Source organism: Nonomuraea sp. NPDC049684, from assembly GCF_044465345.1.
In the GTDB taxonomy this organism is placed as follows: Bacteria; Actinomycetota; Actinomycetes; order Streptosporangiales; family Streptosporangiaceae; genus Nonomuraea.
Genome location: NZ_JBITLO010000003.1, coordinates 711,439 through 725,220, shown reverse-complemented (window position 1 = coordinate 725,220; position 13,782 = coordinate 711,439). Strand labels below are relative to the sequence as shown.

The 13,782-nt window shown below is 73.9% G+C and carries 16 protein-coding genes; 9 read left to right on the top strand and 7 right to left on the bottom strand.

Features of this window, described 5'->3' with window-relative positions:
* Positions 1-17 precede the first annotated feature (17 nt).
* A complete protein-coding gene (locus tag ACIBST_RS13660; RefSeq protein ID WP_397171563.1) occupies positions 18-1,280 on the top strand; it encodes an MFS transporter in 1,263 nt (420 codons plus the stop codon).
* A gap of 56 nt (positions 1,281-1,336) precedes the next feature.
* Positions 1,337-2,143: a serine/threonine-protein kinase gene (locus ACIBST_RS13655; RefSeq protein WP_352358144.1), complete on the top strand. Its 807-nt coding sequence runs from the start codon at positions 1,337-1,339 to the stop codon at positions 2,141-2,143.
* A gap of 30 nt (positions 2,144-2,173) precedes the next feature.
* On the opposite strand, the gene ACIBST_RS13650 is transcribed toward ACIBST_RS13655, so the two are convergent.
* On the bottom strand, positions 2,174-2,920 hold the full coding sequence (locus ACIBST_RS13650) for a lysophospholipid acyltransferase family protein (protein ID WP_397171561.1): 747 nt from the start codon (positions 2,918-2,920) through the stop codon (positions 2,174-2,176).
* Positions 2,921-3,075: 155 nt separating this feature from the next.
* On the opposite strand from ACIBST_RS13650, the gene dhaK reads away from it, so the two are divergent.
* Genes dhaK through dhaM form a run of 3 tightly spaced genes read left to right on the top strand, consistent with a single transcriptional unit; the run spans position 3,076 to position 5,134 of the window.
* Positions 3,076-4,056 carry a dihydroxyacetone kinase subunit DhaK gene (gene dhaK / locus ACIBST_RS13645; RefSeq protein WP_397171559.1) on the top strand — a complete coding sequence of 327 codons (981 nt, stop codon included), beginning with the start codon at positions 3,076-3,078 and terminating at the stop codon, positions 4,054-4,056.
* On the top strand, positions 4,056-4,760 hold the full coding sequence (gene dhaL / locus ACIBST_RS13640) for a dihydroxyacetone kinase subunit DhaL (protein ID WP_397171557.1): 705 nt from the start codon (positions 4,056-4,058) through the stop codon (positions 4,758-4,760). Before dhaK ends, dhaL begins: the two co-directional genes overlap by 1 nt.
* Positions 4,760-5,134 (top strand): dihydroxyacetone kinase phosphoryl donor subunit DhaM, encoded by a 375-nt coding sequence (gene dhaM, locus ACIBST_RS13635; protein ID WP_352358152.1) that lies wholly within the window; start codon positions 4,760-4,762, stop codon positions 5,132-5,134. The genes dhaL and dhaM overlap by 1 nt, the downstream gene beginning before the upstream one ends.
* Before the next feature lie 100 nt (positions 5,135-5,234).
* Here dhaM and ACIBST_RS13630 read toward each other — a convergent pair whose 3' ends face one another.
* From ACIBST_RS13630 to ACIBST_RS13610, 5 genes are all read right to left on the bottom strand, one after another.
* Positions 5,235-6,896 carry a thiamine pyrophosphate-binding protein gene (locus ACIBST_RS13630; protein WP_397171555.1) on the bottom strand — a complete coding sequence of 554 codons (1,662 nt, stop codon included), beginning with the start codon at positions 6,894-6,896 and terminating at the stop codon, positions 5,235-5,237.
* Positions 6,893-7,666, bottom strand: coding sequence for a cyclase family protein (locus ACIBST_RS13625; protein WP_397171553.1), 774 nt, complete (start codon positions 7,664-7,666; stop codon positions 6,893-6,895). Before ACIBST_RS13625 ends, ACIBST_RS13630 begins: the two co-directional genes overlap by 4 nt.
* 66 nt (positions 7,667-7,732) lie before the next feature.
* The gene (locus tag ACIBST_RS13620; protein WP_397171551.1) at positions 7,733-8,647 is read right to left on the bottom strand and encodes a carbohydrate kinase family protein; all 915 of its coding nucleotides are present in this window, start codon (positions 8,645-8,647) and stop codon (positions 7,733-7,735) included.
* Positions 8,644-9,267 carry a hypothetical protein gene (locus ACIBST_RS13615; RefSeq protein WP_397171550.1) on the bottom strand — a complete coding sequence of 208 codons (624 nt, stop codon included), beginning with the start codon at positions 9,265-9,267 and terminating at the stop codon, positions 8,644-8,646. The genes ACIBST_RS13620 and ACIBST_RS13615 overlap by 4 nt, the downstream gene beginning before the upstream one ends.
* Before the next feature lie 46 nt (positions 9,268-9,313).
* Entirely contained in the window at positions 9,314-9,742 is a 429-nt protein-coding gene (locus tag ACIBST_RS13610; RefSeq protein ID WP_364331049.1) for a CBS domain-containing protein, read from the bottom strand.
* 139 nt (positions 9,743-9,881) lie between these two features.
* On the opposite strand from ACIBST_RS13610, the gene ACIBST_RS13605 reads away from it, so the two are divergent.
* The 4 genes from ACIBST_RS13605 (at position 9,882) to ACIBST_RS13590 (ending at position 12,817) form a co-directional block, all read left to right on the top strand.
* On the top strand, positions 9,882-11,276 hold the full coding sequence (locus tag ACIBST_RS13605; protein ID WP_397171549.1) for an aminopeptidase P family protein: 1,395 nt from the start codon (positions 9,882-9,884) through the stop codon (positions 11,274-11,276).
* Between the two features lie 19 nt (positions 11,277-11,295).
* Entirely contained in the window at positions 11,296-11,448 is a 153-nt protein-coding gene (locus tag ACIBST_RS13600) for a hypothetical protein (protein ID WP_397171548.1), read from the top strand.
* Between the two features lie 164 nt (positions 11,449-11,612).
* Positions 11,613-12,203 carry a hypothetical protein gene (locus ACIBST_RS13595; RefSeq protein ID WP_397171546.1) on the top strand — a complete coding sequence of 197 codons (591 nt, stop codon included), beginning with the start codon at positions 11,613-11,615 and terminating at the stop codon, positions 12,201-12,203.
* A 17-nt stretch (positions 12,204-12,220) separates the two neighbouring features.
* Positions 12,221-12,817 (top strand): 4'-phosphopantetheinyl transferase family protein, encoded by a 597-nt coding sequence (locus ACIBST_RS13590; RefSeq protein WP_397171544.1) that lies wholly within the window; start codon positions 12,221-12,223, stop codon positions 12,815-12,817.
* Here ACIBST_RS13590 and ACIBST_RS13585 read toward each other — a convergent pair.
* A complete protein-coding gene (locus ACIBST_RS13585; protein ID WP_397171542.1) occupies positions 12,814-13,740 on the bottom strand; it encodes a cation diffusion facilitator family transporter in 927 nt (308 codons plus the stop codon). The two genes, ACIBST_RS13590 and ACIBST_RS13585, sit on opposite strands and share 4 nt — an antisense overlap.
* Positions 13,741-13,782: the final 42 nt, after the last annotated feature.

Genomic DNA, 13,782 nt, shown 5'->3' with positions numbered 1-13,782 from the left:
TACTATCGGGGTGAGCCGTGAACCGTCTGGGCCGGGCCTTCTGGTTCCTTTGGTCGTCCACCGCGCTGTCGAACCTGGCCGACGGTGTCCTGCGGGTCGGCGCGCCGCTGCTGGCCGTGTCCATGACCCGCTCCCCCACGCTGGTGTCGCTGGCCGGGGCCGCCGCGACCGCGCCCTGGCTGCTGCTCGCGCTGCACGCGGGGGCGGTGGCCGACCGGGCCGACCGCCGCCGGATCATGACGCTGGCCAACGCCGCGCGTACGGCGGTGCTGGCGGTGGGGGCGCTGCTGGCCGCGGCGGGGTTGCTGAACCTGTGGACGCTGCTCGCGGTGATCTTCGCGGCCGGGGTGAGCGAGGTCTTCGCCGACACCTCGGCGCAGGCCGTCCTGCCCATGACCGTCGCCAAGGACGACCTCACCAGGGCCAACGCCCGGATCGTCGGCGTCCAGACCGTCGGCAACGACTTCGTCGGCGCGCCGGTGGCCGGGCTGCTCGCCGGCCTGCTGCCCGCCGCCCTCTTCGGCGCCCCCGCCCTCCTGTACGCCGCCGCCGCCCTGCTGCTGACCGGCATGGCCGGCTCCTTCCGGGCCGCTCCGGCCGCTCCGCCGGCGTCCGGGCCGCGCCGCCCGCTGCGCGCCGACATCGCCGAGGCGCTGCGCTACCTGTGGGCCCACCGGCTGCTGCGCAGGCTGGCGATCTCGGCGGGCATGCTGAACCTGGCCAACGCCGGATACTTCGCCGTCTTCGTCCTGTGGGCCGTCGGCGACGGCTCGCGCATCGGCCTCGACCCGACCGGCTACGGCCTGATGATGACGGCGTTCGCGGCCGGCGCGGTGCTCGGCTCGCCGCTGACCGGGCCGGTCACGCGGCTGATCGGCGAGGCAGGCACGCTGGTGGGGGCGTGGCTGATCAGCAGCCTGCTGCTGCTCGTCCCCATGCTCGTGCCGTCGCCGTGGGCGCTGTACCCGGTCGCGGTGGCGTGGGGCGTGACGGGGGCGGCGGCCAACGTGCTGGTCGTCTCGGTCCGCCAGCGGCTGATCCCCGGCGAGCTGCTCGGACGGGTGAACTCCGCCTACCGGCTGGTCGGCATGGGCGGCATGCCCGTGGGCGCGGCGCTCGGCGGCCTGGCGGGCGACCTGTTCGGGCTGGCCGCCGTCCTGGCCGGGGCCGCGGGGCTGTGCCTGGTGGCGGTGGGGCTCGTGTGGCGCGCCCTGCCTGGGCGAATTTCTGCGGCGCTGACCAGCGAACCTACACTTCCCGACATATCCAGATCACGTTAGGCACACTATGCCGCGTGCGGAGATGACATGATTATCCCCGAGCTTGAGGGGATGGTATGCGGGAGATCGGCGGACGGTACCTCCTGAACGAGGAGGCCGGTCGTGGGGGTATGGGAGTCGTCTGGCGGGCGTTCGATCGGCTCCTCCACCGAGAGGTGGCGTTGAAGGAGCTGACTCTGGCCGGTGAGGCCGAGATGGTTCGCCGCCGGGTGCTGCGTGAGGCCCGGATGGCGGCCGGCCTGACGCACCCCAACATCGTCACGGTCCACGACCTGATGGAAGTGGGCGGCAAGCTCTGGATCGTGATGGAGTACCTGCACGGGCTCTCACTCCACCAACTGCTCTCGCAGGTGGGCACGTTGCCTGCGCAGTCGGTGGTGGCGATCGGCCAGCACCTGCTGGCCGCGCTGCGCACCGCGCACAAGGCCGGCGTGCTCCATCGCGACGTCAAGCCCGCGAACGTGATGCTGACCGGCGACCGGGTGGTGCTGACCGACTTCGGCATCGCCACGGCCGAGGGCGACATCCGCATGACGACCTCGCGGCGGCTGCGCGGCACCCCCGCGTTCATGGCCCCGGAGCGGCTGCACGGCGGGCCGGCCAGCAAGGAGGCCGACATGTGGTCCTTCGGCGCGACGCTCTACAGCGCCGTCGAGGGCCAGCCGCCCTACCCCGGGCAGGACGCGGCCACGGTGCTCGGCATGGCCCGCAGCGGCCCGTACCCGCCGCCGCGGCGGGCCGGGGTGATGCGCCCCCTCATCGAGGGGCTGCTCCACCACGACCCGGTGCGCCGCTACACGCCGGAGCAGACGGCGGGCCTGCTGGCCGGCATGCGCGCCAGCGCCTACCAGGCCGCCATCTGACCGGCTCCCTCCGGCGGACCGGAGGCGGCCTCAGTCCCGCTGGGCGCGGGCCTCGGCCTCGGCGGCGTCCATGGCGGCCGCCTCCTCGGGGGTGGGCGCGGTGCCGCCCAGGTGCGCGGGCTGCCACCACACGCCCGGCGGCACCTCGGGATAGGTGCGCTGCGCCCGGTCGACCAGCTCCGACAGGCGCGCGTGCAGGTCGACGGTGTGCTGGTTGACGTCCTCGCCGCGCTTGGGGTGGAACGGCTCGCCCACCAGGATGGTGATCGGCACGTGCCGCTGGGTGAGCTGCTTGGGCCGGCCCTTGGTCCACAGCCGCTGGCTGCCCCACAGGGCGACCGGGATGACCGGCACGTTGGTGGCCTGGGCCATGCGGATGGCGCCGTTCTTGATCTCCTTGACGGTGAAGGAGCGGCTGATCGTGGCCTCGGCGAAGACGCCCACCACCTCGCCGGCCTTCAGCTTGCGCAGCGCGGTGGCGTACGAGCCCGCCCCGGCCCCGCGGTCGACCGGGATGTGGTGCATGCCGCGCATCAGCGGCCCGGAGATCCGGTGGTCGAAGACGTCCTGCTTGGCCATGAAGCGCACCAGCCGCTTGGACGGCAGCGCGGCGAACCCCGCGAAGATGAAGTCGAGATAGCTGATGTGATTGCTCACCAGCACCGCTCCCCCGGTCCTGGGCACGTGCTCGGTGCCCTCCATGTGGAAGCGGTAGTCGAGCACGCGAAAGAGGGTCCGCGCGGCGGTGATCACCGGCGGGTACACAATCTCAGCCATGAGCAGAAGGTAGCCTACTCACGCCGGTCGGCAGGCCACCCGGCGTATCCGTCCCGGCCCGGAAAAGATCGGCCCGGGTCACGAGATCGTAGGACATCCCCCCTGTTCACGCGGCGGCGCTTGCCCTCCCGTGAGAACGGGCAGATGTTTTGACCATGAAGAAGCTCATCAACACCGCCGACTCCGTGGTGGAGGACGCGCTGAACGGCATGGCCGCGGCCCATCCCGCGCTGAGGGTCCAGGACCGCGTGGTCTACCGGGCCGCGGGGCCGCGCCCCGGCAAGGTGGGGCTGGTGTCGGGCGGCGGCTCCGGCCACGAGCCGCTGCACGCCGGGTTCGTCGGCCACGGCATGCTGGACGCCGCCTGCCCCGGCGAGATCTTCACCTCGCCCGTGCCCGACCAGATCATCGAGGCCACCAAAGCCGTCGACGGCGGCGCCGGGGTGCTGCACATCGTCAAGAACTACACCGGCGACGTGCTCAACTTCGAGATGGCCGCCGAGCTGGCCGAGGACAACGACGTGGCCTCCGTGCTGGTCGACGACGACGTGGCCGTCCAGAACTCGCTCTACACGGCCGGGCGGCGCGGCACGGGCGCGACGCTGTTCGTGGAGAAGATCGCGGGCGCGCTGGCCGAGGAGGGCGCGCCGCTGACCGAGGTGGCCAGGGTGGCCGCCGAGGTGAACGAGCGCAGCCGCTCGTTCGGCATCGCGCTGACCTCGTGCACGACGCCGTCGGCGGGCAAGCCGACGTTCGACCTGCCCGAGACGGACGTGGAGCTGGGCATCGGCATCCACGGCGAGCCCGGCCGCACGCGGGTGCCGATGGCCTCGGCCCGCGAGCTGGCCGCCGTCGCGATGGAGGCCCTGCACAGCGACCTGCCGCTCCGCGGCGACCTGCTGGTCATGGTCAACGGCATGGGCGGCACCCCGCTCATGGAGCTGTACGTGCTGTTCGCCGAGGTCGCGGGGTTCGTGAAGGGCAAGGACGCGCGGGTGGCCCGCTCGCTCGTCGGCAACTACGTGACGAGCCTGGACATGCAGGGCTTCTCGGTCACCGTGTGCCGGGTCGACGACACGCTCATCCGGCTCTGGGACGCGCCCGTCGAGACGCCGGCGCTGCGCTGGGGGCGTTGATGGACACCCGCTTCTTCGCGGACTGGCTCGACGAGGCGGCCCGGCTGGTCCGCCGCGACCGCGAACGGCTGACGGAGCTCGACGCGGCCATCGGCGACGCCGACCACGGCGCGAACCTCGACCGCGGCTTCACCGAGGTCGCCAAGGCGCTGGCCGCCCGCCCGCCGGGCTCGCCCGGACAGGTGCTGGCCGACGCGGGCACGGCCCTCATCCGCCGCGTCGGCGGCGCCTCCGGCCCGCTGTACGGGTCGATGTTCCGCCAGATGGGCCGGACGCTGGAGTCCCCGGTGACGCTGGCCCGCTTCGAGGCGGCGTTCGAGGAGGGCGTGGTCGCGCTGGAACGGCTCGGCAAGGCGGCCCTGGGCGACAAGACCATGGTGGACGCGCTGGTCCCGGCCTCCCGGTCGCTGGCCCTGGCCGTACGGGACGGCATCGGGGCGCTGGAGGCGTTCGAACGGGCGGCGGACGCGGCGGCCGAGGGCGCGCGCGAGACGATCCCCCTCCAGGCCCGCAAGGGCCGGGCCAGCTACCTGGGCGAACGCAGCGTGGGACACGAGGACCCGGGAGCCGCCTCGGCGGCCCTGATCATGCGCGCCCTGGCCACCGCGGCCCGCAACCGCGCGGAGGGCCAGGACCGGGCGGAGGGCCGGGACGAGGCAGCGGGCCGGGACGAGGCAGCGGGCCAGGGGCGGGCGGAGGGCTGATGGTCGGGGTGGTGCTGGTCTCGCACAGTGCCGGGCTGGCGGCCGAGACGGCGGCGCTGGCCCTGGGGATCGCCGCGGAGCCCGTGCCGGTGGCGGCGGCCGGCGGCACCGCGGACGGCGGCCTGGGCACCAGCTTCGACCTCGTCGAGCAGGCGGTGCGCAGCGTGGACCGGGGCGACGGCGTGCTGATCATCCCCGACCTCGGCAGCTCGGTGCTGACCGCCCGGCTGCTGGAGGAGGACGGGCGGGTGGTGATCGCGGACGTGCCGTTCGTGGAGGGGGCGGTGGCGGCGTGCGTGGCGGCGTGCACGGGCGGGTCGCTGGCGGAGGTGCTGGCCGCCGCCGAAGAGGCCCGCACCTACCGCAAACTCTGACCAGCCCCGGCACCCGGTTCTCGGCGCCCGGTTCTCGGCACCCGGTTCTCGGCGCCCGATGTCCGGCCCCGGCCGCTCGGCGGGACTCCGCCGTCCTCTCTCAGTGGCCCTTGAAGGCCTCCTCCAGCCACCAGGAGCCGCGTTCGCCGGTGATCTTGGCGTGCACCAGCAGCGGGCGGTCCCTGGGCCCCTTGAGCCATTCGGCCACGCCCGCCAGCCCGGCGGCGTCCGTGACGGTCACCGCCGCGAACCCGTGACCCCGGGCGATCGAGGCCAGGTCGGCGGGCGGGAAGCGGACCGTGCCGAGCGGATGCCCGTGCGGCCCGAAGTGGTGCACCTCCGCCCCGTACGCCTCGTCGTCGTAGACCACGACCACCATGGGCAGCCCCAGCCGGACGACGGTCTCCAGCTCGGCGATGCCCATGAACGCGCCGCCGTCGCCCAGGGCGGCCACGGGGAGCCGGTCCGGACGGGCCAGGGCGGCCCCGATCGCGGTCGCCAGGCCGAGCCCGACCGACTGGAACGCCTGGGTGAAGCAGAACCCGCCCGCGTCCGGCACGTCGAGGAACATCGAGGGGTATCCCATGAAGTTGCCCGAGTCGACGGACACGACGCGCTCGCTCGGGAGCAGGTCGTCCAGGGCGATGGTGAGCGTCCTGGGGTCGATGCGGCCGGCGCCGCTCTCGTCCCGGTACGGCACCGCGCGCCAGCGGCCCTCGTCCCTGATCCGCCGGGCCAGCTCGGCCGACCGGTAGCCCGGCGCGGCGCCGCCCGGCCCGGTGAGGGCCGCCGCCACGGCACGGACGTCCCCGGCCACCCCCAGATCGGCCCGGACGTGCGCGCCGACGGCCGCCGGATCCAGGTCGACCTGGGCCACCTTCGCCTCCGGCCCGATCAGCGAGCCGTGGCGGGTCGTCCACATGTTCAGGGCGCAGCCCCAGCCGACGATCAGGTCCGCGCCGCGGATCAGCTCGGCGGCCAGCGGGGTGGCGAAGCCGCCGCTCACGTCGAGGTCCCAGGGGCTGCCGCGGAACAGGCCCTTGGCGACGGCGGAGGTGGCCAGCAGGGCGCCGGTGCGGTCGGCCAGCGCCTCCAGCTCGCGGCGGGCGTGCCGGGCGCCGCGGCCCGCGACGAACACCGGCCGCCGCGCCCCGGCCAGCAACCGCCCCAGCTCGGCCGCCGTGTCACGCACCGTGTCCCCCACCGTGTCTTCCGCCGCGTCCGCCGCGGCTGACCGGCCGGGCGCGGCCGCACCGGTGAGAACAGGGGCGGGGGCGGACTGCACGTCGAGCGGCAGGTTCAGCAGGACCGTGCGGCGTTCCCGCGCGGCCACGCGGACGGCTTCGAGCGCCTGCTCCTCGGCCCGCGCGGCGTCCGTGAGGCGCATGGGGACCGCGCCCACCGCCGCTGCCAGGGCGTCCTGGTCGATGTGGAAGTTGGAGCGCGCGTCCGTCGCCTCACCGGCCAGGACGATCATCGGCGTACGGCTCTTGGCCGCCTCGGCGATCCCCGTCATCGCGTTGGTCAGCCCCGGCCCCTGATGGACCGTGACGACGCCGACCTCGCCGCTCATCCGGGCGTAGGCGTCGGCCATGGTCGCCGCCCCGCCCTCGTGCCGCGCGGCGACGAACCGCACGCCGTGCTCGACCAGCGCGTTCGTGACGTGGAAGTTGCCGCTGCCGACCACCCCGAACGCCGTCCGGACGCCGCGGGCGGCCAGCGTCCGGCCGACCGCCGCGGCCGCCGTCTCCGGGACGGTCAACGTTCCACCAGGGCCAGGACGCGGACGGGGCTGCCGGAGCCGCCCACGATGGGCAGCGGCGGCGCGACCACGGCGGCCCCGGTCACCGGCAGGCGGTCGAGGTTGCGGAGCTGGGTCAGGCCGTACTTGCCCGCGCCGAGCAGGAAGGAGTGACAGGGGAAGGGCGGGTCGAAGGAGTGGGCGGCCCCTGCGTCGGTGCCGACGGTCTCCACGCCCAGCCCGAGGATCGGGGTCTCGGCCGCCAGCCATGACGCGCACTCGACCGAGATGCCCGGCGAGTGCGGCCCGGTCTCGTCGGCGTTGAGGAAGGCGGCCTGGTCGGCGGAGCGGGCGTCCCAGCCGGTGCGGTAGAGCAGCCAGCCGCCGTCGGGCAGCGGGCCGTTGGCGCGTTCCCATTCCTTGACGTGGTCGATCTGCAGGAGGAAGTCGGGGTCCTTGGCCGCCTCGGCGGCGAAGTCGAGCACGACCGCGGGCGCGATCAGGCTGCGTACGGGCACCTGGGAGACGTCCTGGCCGTCGCGGGCGGTGACCCAGTGGATCGGGGCGTCGAAGTGGGTGCCGGAGTGCTCGCCGGTGTGGATGTCGTTCCAGTACCAGGCGGGGCCGCGGTCGTCGTAACGGCTGATCTCCTCCAGCCGGAACGGGATGGTGTTGCCGAACGGCTCGGGCAACTGGAGGATCGGCGTCTCGGAGGACAGGGGCGCGGTGAGGTCGACCACCTCGATCGCACCGCCGCGCACGCTGTCCAGGAAGCTCTGCAACACCGACATGTCATCCTCCTCGTTGGGCTGAGCGCATCCTCCTCCAGCGGAACTCACCCGCGCAACGACCCCCGGTCATCGCAGGTCGTCCCAGGTCGGCTGGGCGGCGGTGCCGCCGGCCGCGCGGGTGGACAACGATCCGCAGGCCACGGCCACGTCGAGGCATTCGCGCGGGCCCATCCCGCGCAGCCTGGCGGCGAGGTAGCCCGCGTCGAAGCCGTCGCCCGCGCCGACGGTGTCCACGGGTTCGACGGGCCTGGCCGGGGCCCGCGTCACCAGGCCGGACTCCCAGGCCAGCGCGCCGTCCGCGCCGTCCTTGACGACGACGGCCGGCCCGAGGGCGCCCAGCCGCGCCGCGACGTCCTCCAGCGGCCCGTCGCGGACGCCGGACAGGCGGGCCGCGATCGCCCTGGCCTCGGCGGCGTTGGGCAGGAACACGTCGGTTTCGGCGAGCACGTCCGCGAGGCCGTCCCAGCGGCCGGCCGGGTCGTCGTTGGTGTCCAGCGAGGTCGTGGCGCCCGCCGCGCGCAGCTCGGCCAGCAGCGCGGGCAGCCCGGCCGCCAGTCCCGGCTGCAGGAAGTACGACGACACGTGCACGTGCCGGGCCAGGCCGCGCGGCACGTCCGCGGCGGTCAGGTACGGCAGGCAGCCGGGCGAGGTGAGGATGGCCCGGTCCGTCCCGTCGGCGAGCACGACGGTCATGGCCGTGGGCCGGGGGTCGGTCACGCAGTGGGAGACGTCCACGCCGCGCTCGGCCAGCGCGCCGAGCACGAAACGCCCCGCCGCGTCGTCGCCCACCCGGCCGGCGAAGGCGGTGCGCAGGCCGAGCCTGGCGGCCCCGCACGCGGTGATCGCGCCGGACCCGCCGAGGACCAGGTCGCCGCCCGCGACGAGCTGTTCGCGCTGGCCGTACGCCGGCTCGCGCGGCGCGCCCGACAGCACGACGTCGGGGTTGGCGTCGCCGACGACCAGGAGGTCGACGGCCGTCATGCCTTGGTCCACTGTGCGCATCCGGCGGTCTGGAACGCCTTGTCGCCCGGCTCGATGGTGACGCTCGCCGGGCCGGTCGGCGCGCCCGCGGTGATCACCGAGCCGAGGTCGGGGGACGTGCTGTTCAGCCGGGCCCAGAAGCAGTTCGTGGAGCCCGCGACGGGACCGGTCGTGCGGTAGGTGCCGGGCTGCATGTCCACCCCCACGACGAACGTCCGCATCCCGGCCATCGGCCCGGTCTGCGCCGGTCCGGGCTGCGTAGGGCCGTTCTGGGTGGGACCGTTCTGGGTGGGACCGTTCTGGGTGGGACCGGTTTGGGGTGGACCGGTCTGCGCCGGGCCGGTTTGAGCGGGACCGCTCTGGAGGGGGTCCGTCTGGAGGGGGTCGGTCTGCGGGGCGTCCGTCCGGGCGGGCTGGGTGGCGGGGACGGAGGCCGAGGGCGGGCCGGTGCCCTCGACCGTCACCGTGACCCTGGGGGCCGGCGAGGCCGACGAGCCCTCCGCGCCGTACCCGACGAAGACGCCCAGGATGAAGGCCACCACGGCGGCCAGCCCGGACACGAGCAGGATGATCGGCGGACTGCTCGTCGCCCGAGGGGGCTCAGGGGGGCCGTACGTCACGGACCCAAGGGTGCCATCTCCATCGACGCCCCTGTCAACGCCCCTGTCAGCGGTGGAGGTAGTCGACGAGCGACGCCTTCTCCGTCTCCAGCTCCTCGATCGCGCTCTTGACCACGTCGCCGATGCTGACGATGCCCACCAGGCGGCCGTTCTCGACCACGGGCATGTGGCGGAACCGGTGGGTGGTCATCGTGCGGCGCAGCTCGTCGACGTTGTCGCCGGGCCCGGCCGTGCGGACCTCGGTCGTCATGATCGAGGAGACCGGCGCGTCGAGGATCTCGGGGCCCCGGTCGTGCAGCCGCCGCACCACGTCGCGCTCGGAGACGATCCCCTGGATCGTCGTGCCGTCGGTGGAGACGACGACCGCGCCGATGTTGTGGTCGGCGAGCTTGCCGAGCAGTTCCCGCACCGTCGCCGCCGGCGCCACCGTGGTAACAGCGCTTCCCTTGTTACGCAGGATCGTCCCGATGAGCATGTGCACCACCTCTGCTCCCAATGTCCCCGGCCGAGGGCCGGCTTATGCCCGGTCCTCACAGGCAAACAACCGAGTGGGGACCCCGTCAAGCGGTCACGTAGGCTGGCTTGCCGCATCTCCGACGACGTGGAAGGCACCGATGACCGAGCAGCTCAACACCGGAAGCCACGACCTGCCCATCACCCCGGAGCTGGCCGCGTTCATGCGCACCGGCTGGGCCGACACCCGGCGCACCGGCGTGACCGCGCTGCCGATCGCTCCCTGGGCGGCCCGGCGCAGGGCGGCGCTGGCCGCGCGCTTCCCCGGTGAGCGGCTGGTCGTCCCGTCGGGCACGCTCAAGGTGCGCAGCAACGACAGCGACTACCGGTTCCGTCCGCACAGCGCCTACTCCTACCTGACGGGCGCGGGCGAGCCCGGCGACGTGCTGGTCATCGAGCCGTCCGGGCAGGCCGTGCTGTACGTGCGCCCGCGCTCGCCGCGCGAGGAGGGCGAGGAGTTCTACCGCGACCGCCGCTACGGCGAGTTCTGGGTGGGCCGCAGGCCCGACCTGGCCGAGGCGTCGGAGCTGTACCAGATCGAGTGCGCGCACATCCGCGACCTGCGCTCCGAGGGCCCGGCCCGCGTGCTGCGCGGCGTCGACGCCTCCGTCGACGCGCTGGTGCCGGCCGGCGGCCGCGACGCCGAGCTGGAGGTGTTCCTGTCGGAGATGCGGCTGGTCAAGGACGAGTGGGAGGTCGGCGAGCTGCAGTCGGCCGTGGACGCCACCGTGCGCGGCTTCGAGGACGTCGTGCGCGCCCTGCCCGCGGCCCTCGGCCACCCGCGCGGCGAGCGTTACCTGGAGGGCGTCTTCGGGCTGCGCTCGCGCCTGGAGGGCAACGCGGTCGGCTACGACAGCATCGTGGCCTCCGGCGCCCACGCCTGCGTGCTCCACTGGATCCGCAACGACGGCGCGCTGGCCGAGGGCGACCTGCTCCTGCTGGACGCCGGCGTCGAGACCGACACCCTCTACACCGCCGACGTGACCCGGACGTTCCCGCTGTCGGGCCGGTTCACCGGGGCGCAGCGGCAGGCGTACGAGCTGGTGCTGGCCGCCCAGGACGCCGGCATCGCGGCGCTGAAGCCCGGCGCGAGCTTCCGCGACTTCCACCTGGCGGCCATGCGCGTCATCTGCGAGGGCCTGCACGACTGGGGCCTGCTGAAGGACTCCCCCGACGCCCTCATGGAGTCGGGCCTGTACCGGCGCTACACGCTGTGCAGCAGCGGCCACATGCTCGGCCTCGACGTGCACGACTGCGCCAGGTCACGGGCGGAGGTCTACCTCGACGGCGTGCTGGAGGAGGGCAACGTCCTGACCGTCGAGCCGGGCCTGTACTTCCAGCCCGACGACCTGACGCTGCCCGCCGAGCTGCGCGGCATGGGCATCCGCATCGAGGACGACCTGGTGGTCACCGCCGAGGGCGCCACCCTGATGTCCAAGGCCCTCCCCCGCCACCCCGACGAGATCGAGTCCTGGATGAACGTCGTCCGCTCGTGACGCCCCGGCCACAGGTCTCATGGCCGCGTCCAGCAGGGCGCGGGACGGCGGCGGGCCGGACACCGGCGGCCCGCTGATTGTCGCGATCATCCTCGCCGTCGTGGTGAGTGGTGGCATCGTGGGCTGGGTCGCGGCGGGCCGGGCAGCCCGCCGCCGTGAGGAGTCACCATGACCACCGGCCACCACCTCACCGCCCCCGCCACCCCGGAACCCACCCCGGACGCCGAGGCCCCCACCGCGGCTTCCGAGGCCGCGGGCCCCGGAGAGGCGGAAGGTGGCCCAGAGGCGGAGGGCAGTAGGCCCATGGTGATAGGCAGTGGGCCAATGGCGAGGGCGGTGGCGGGTCGGCGGTTCGCGCGGGCGCGGGTGTTCGGTGCGCTGGCGGCGGTGCTGGTGGCGGCCGTCGCGGCCGTGGCGGTGCTGCAGTGGATCGGCGCGTCCCGGGCCCGGGACGCGCTGGCCCGCCTGGAGAGCGAACGCGCCCTGCGCCTACAGGTCTCCGACGCCGCGAGCGCCTTCGGCCAGGCCCTGCTCAGCTACGACTACAAGGACCTCCAGAGCACCCGCTCGACCCTGTCCGCCCAGGCCACGGGCGACTTCCAGGCCACCTACGACGCGGCGTTCGGCGGCGCGATGTCCCAGGCGATCGTCCAGCTCAAGGCCGTCTCGCGGGCCAAGGTCCGCGAGGTCTACCTGACCGACGCCGACGCCGACGCCGACGCCGACGCGGCCACCGCGCACGCCATCGTCGTCGTGGACCAGCAGGTGAACACCGCGCAGGCGATTCGCACGGTGCACGATTCGCACCTTAAGATCACGCTTGTGAAGCAGAAGGGCGCCTGGAAGGTCCAGGACGTGACCGTGCTCGGCGCGGCCTCGGAGGACCGGTACAAGCCCGACGACCCCGCGGCGAACAAGAAGGACTGACGATCGTCCCCCTGGCGATGGGCGGCCGCCCCGAAGAGGTGCGCGCCCCCGAGACGTGGCTGACCGAGGCCGAGCGCGAGCGCGCCGACCGGTTCGTCTTCCCCGCCGACCGCGCCTGTTTCGTCGCGGCCCACCTGCTCGTACGCCTGTGCGCCGCCGCCGTGCTCGACATGCCGCCGGACGGGCTGACCCTGCTGCAGCACTGCGAGGTGCACGGCCCCGGCCACGGCAGGCCGTACCTGCGCGAGGCCCCCGGCCTGGGCGTGAGCTTCAGCCACACCCGCGGCTACGTGTGCGCCGCGGCCGGCCCCGGCCGGGTGGGCGTGGACGCCGAGCACGTGCCGCCGGGCCCGCTGAACGAGGGCCTGGCCGACCACGCGCTCACCCCCGCCGAACGCGCCCTGGTGACCGGCAACGACGACCTGATCCGCCACTGGACCCGCAAGGAGGCCCTGGTAAAACGCGGCGAGCTCACCCTCGACGAGCTGCGCACGACCGGCGTCGACCCGCTGCCGGCCGGTCACCTGCTGGAGTGGCGGGCCGATCCGGACATCAGGGTCGCCGTCATCACCGACACGCCGGCCCAGCGGATTCCCGTCCCGCCGGCAGGCTAGCGGCGGCGGGTGGGGGTGGGGTCGAGGAAGACCAGGGTGACGCCGGAGAAGCGGTCGCGCAGCCGCCGGTCGATCTCGTCGCAGGCGATCTCCACGCCCGCCGCGCTCGCCTCGTCCCGGAAGTCGATCTTGGCGGCGATCATGATGGAGCCCGGCCCGATCATCATCGTCAGCAGCTCGACCACGTCGTCCACCTCGGGCTGGGCCAGCAGCACCGCGCGGATGCCGACCTCGACCTGCCGGGGGGCGGCCTGGCCGATCAGCAGCGACAGGTTCGACTGGATCAGGATGAGCGCGACCACCAGCAGGAGCAGGCCGATGGCGACCGAGGCCGCGCCGTCCCACAGGGCCGAGCCGGACCACTGCGAGCCGAGCAGCCCGAGCGCCGCGATCACCAGGCCCACCAGCGCGGCGGCGTCCTCGAACAGCACGGCCTTGAGCGCGGTGTCGGACGTGATCCGCACCAGCCGCGCCGGATGCACCTTGTACCGGCCGGCCTCGGCGCGCAACTGCGAGTACGCCTTCGTGAACGAGATGCCCTCGATCACGAACGAGACGGCCAGCACGACGTAGGACGGCGTGAGGTTGCCCAGCTTCTCGCCGTGGCTGATCTCGTGCAGCCCGTGGGTGACGGAGAAGCCCGCCCCGCCGACCAGCGTCGCGACCGCCGCCATCATCGCCCAGAAGAACCCCGCCTTGCCGTAGCCGAACGGGTGGCGCGCGTCGGGCGGCTTGCCCGCCCGGCGTACGGAGACCAGCAGCAGCAGCTCGGTCATCGTGTCGGCGGCCGAGTGGGCCGCCTCGGACAACATCGCGGCCGAGCCGCCGATCAGCCCCGCGACGAGCTTGGCCAGGGCGATGGTCAGGTTCGCGGCGCCCGCGACCAGCACGGTCGCCAGGCTCTCCCCCGACTTCTCCTCCATCAGATCACTGTACGGCGGCCCTGCGCGGCGGCCCCCCGCAGG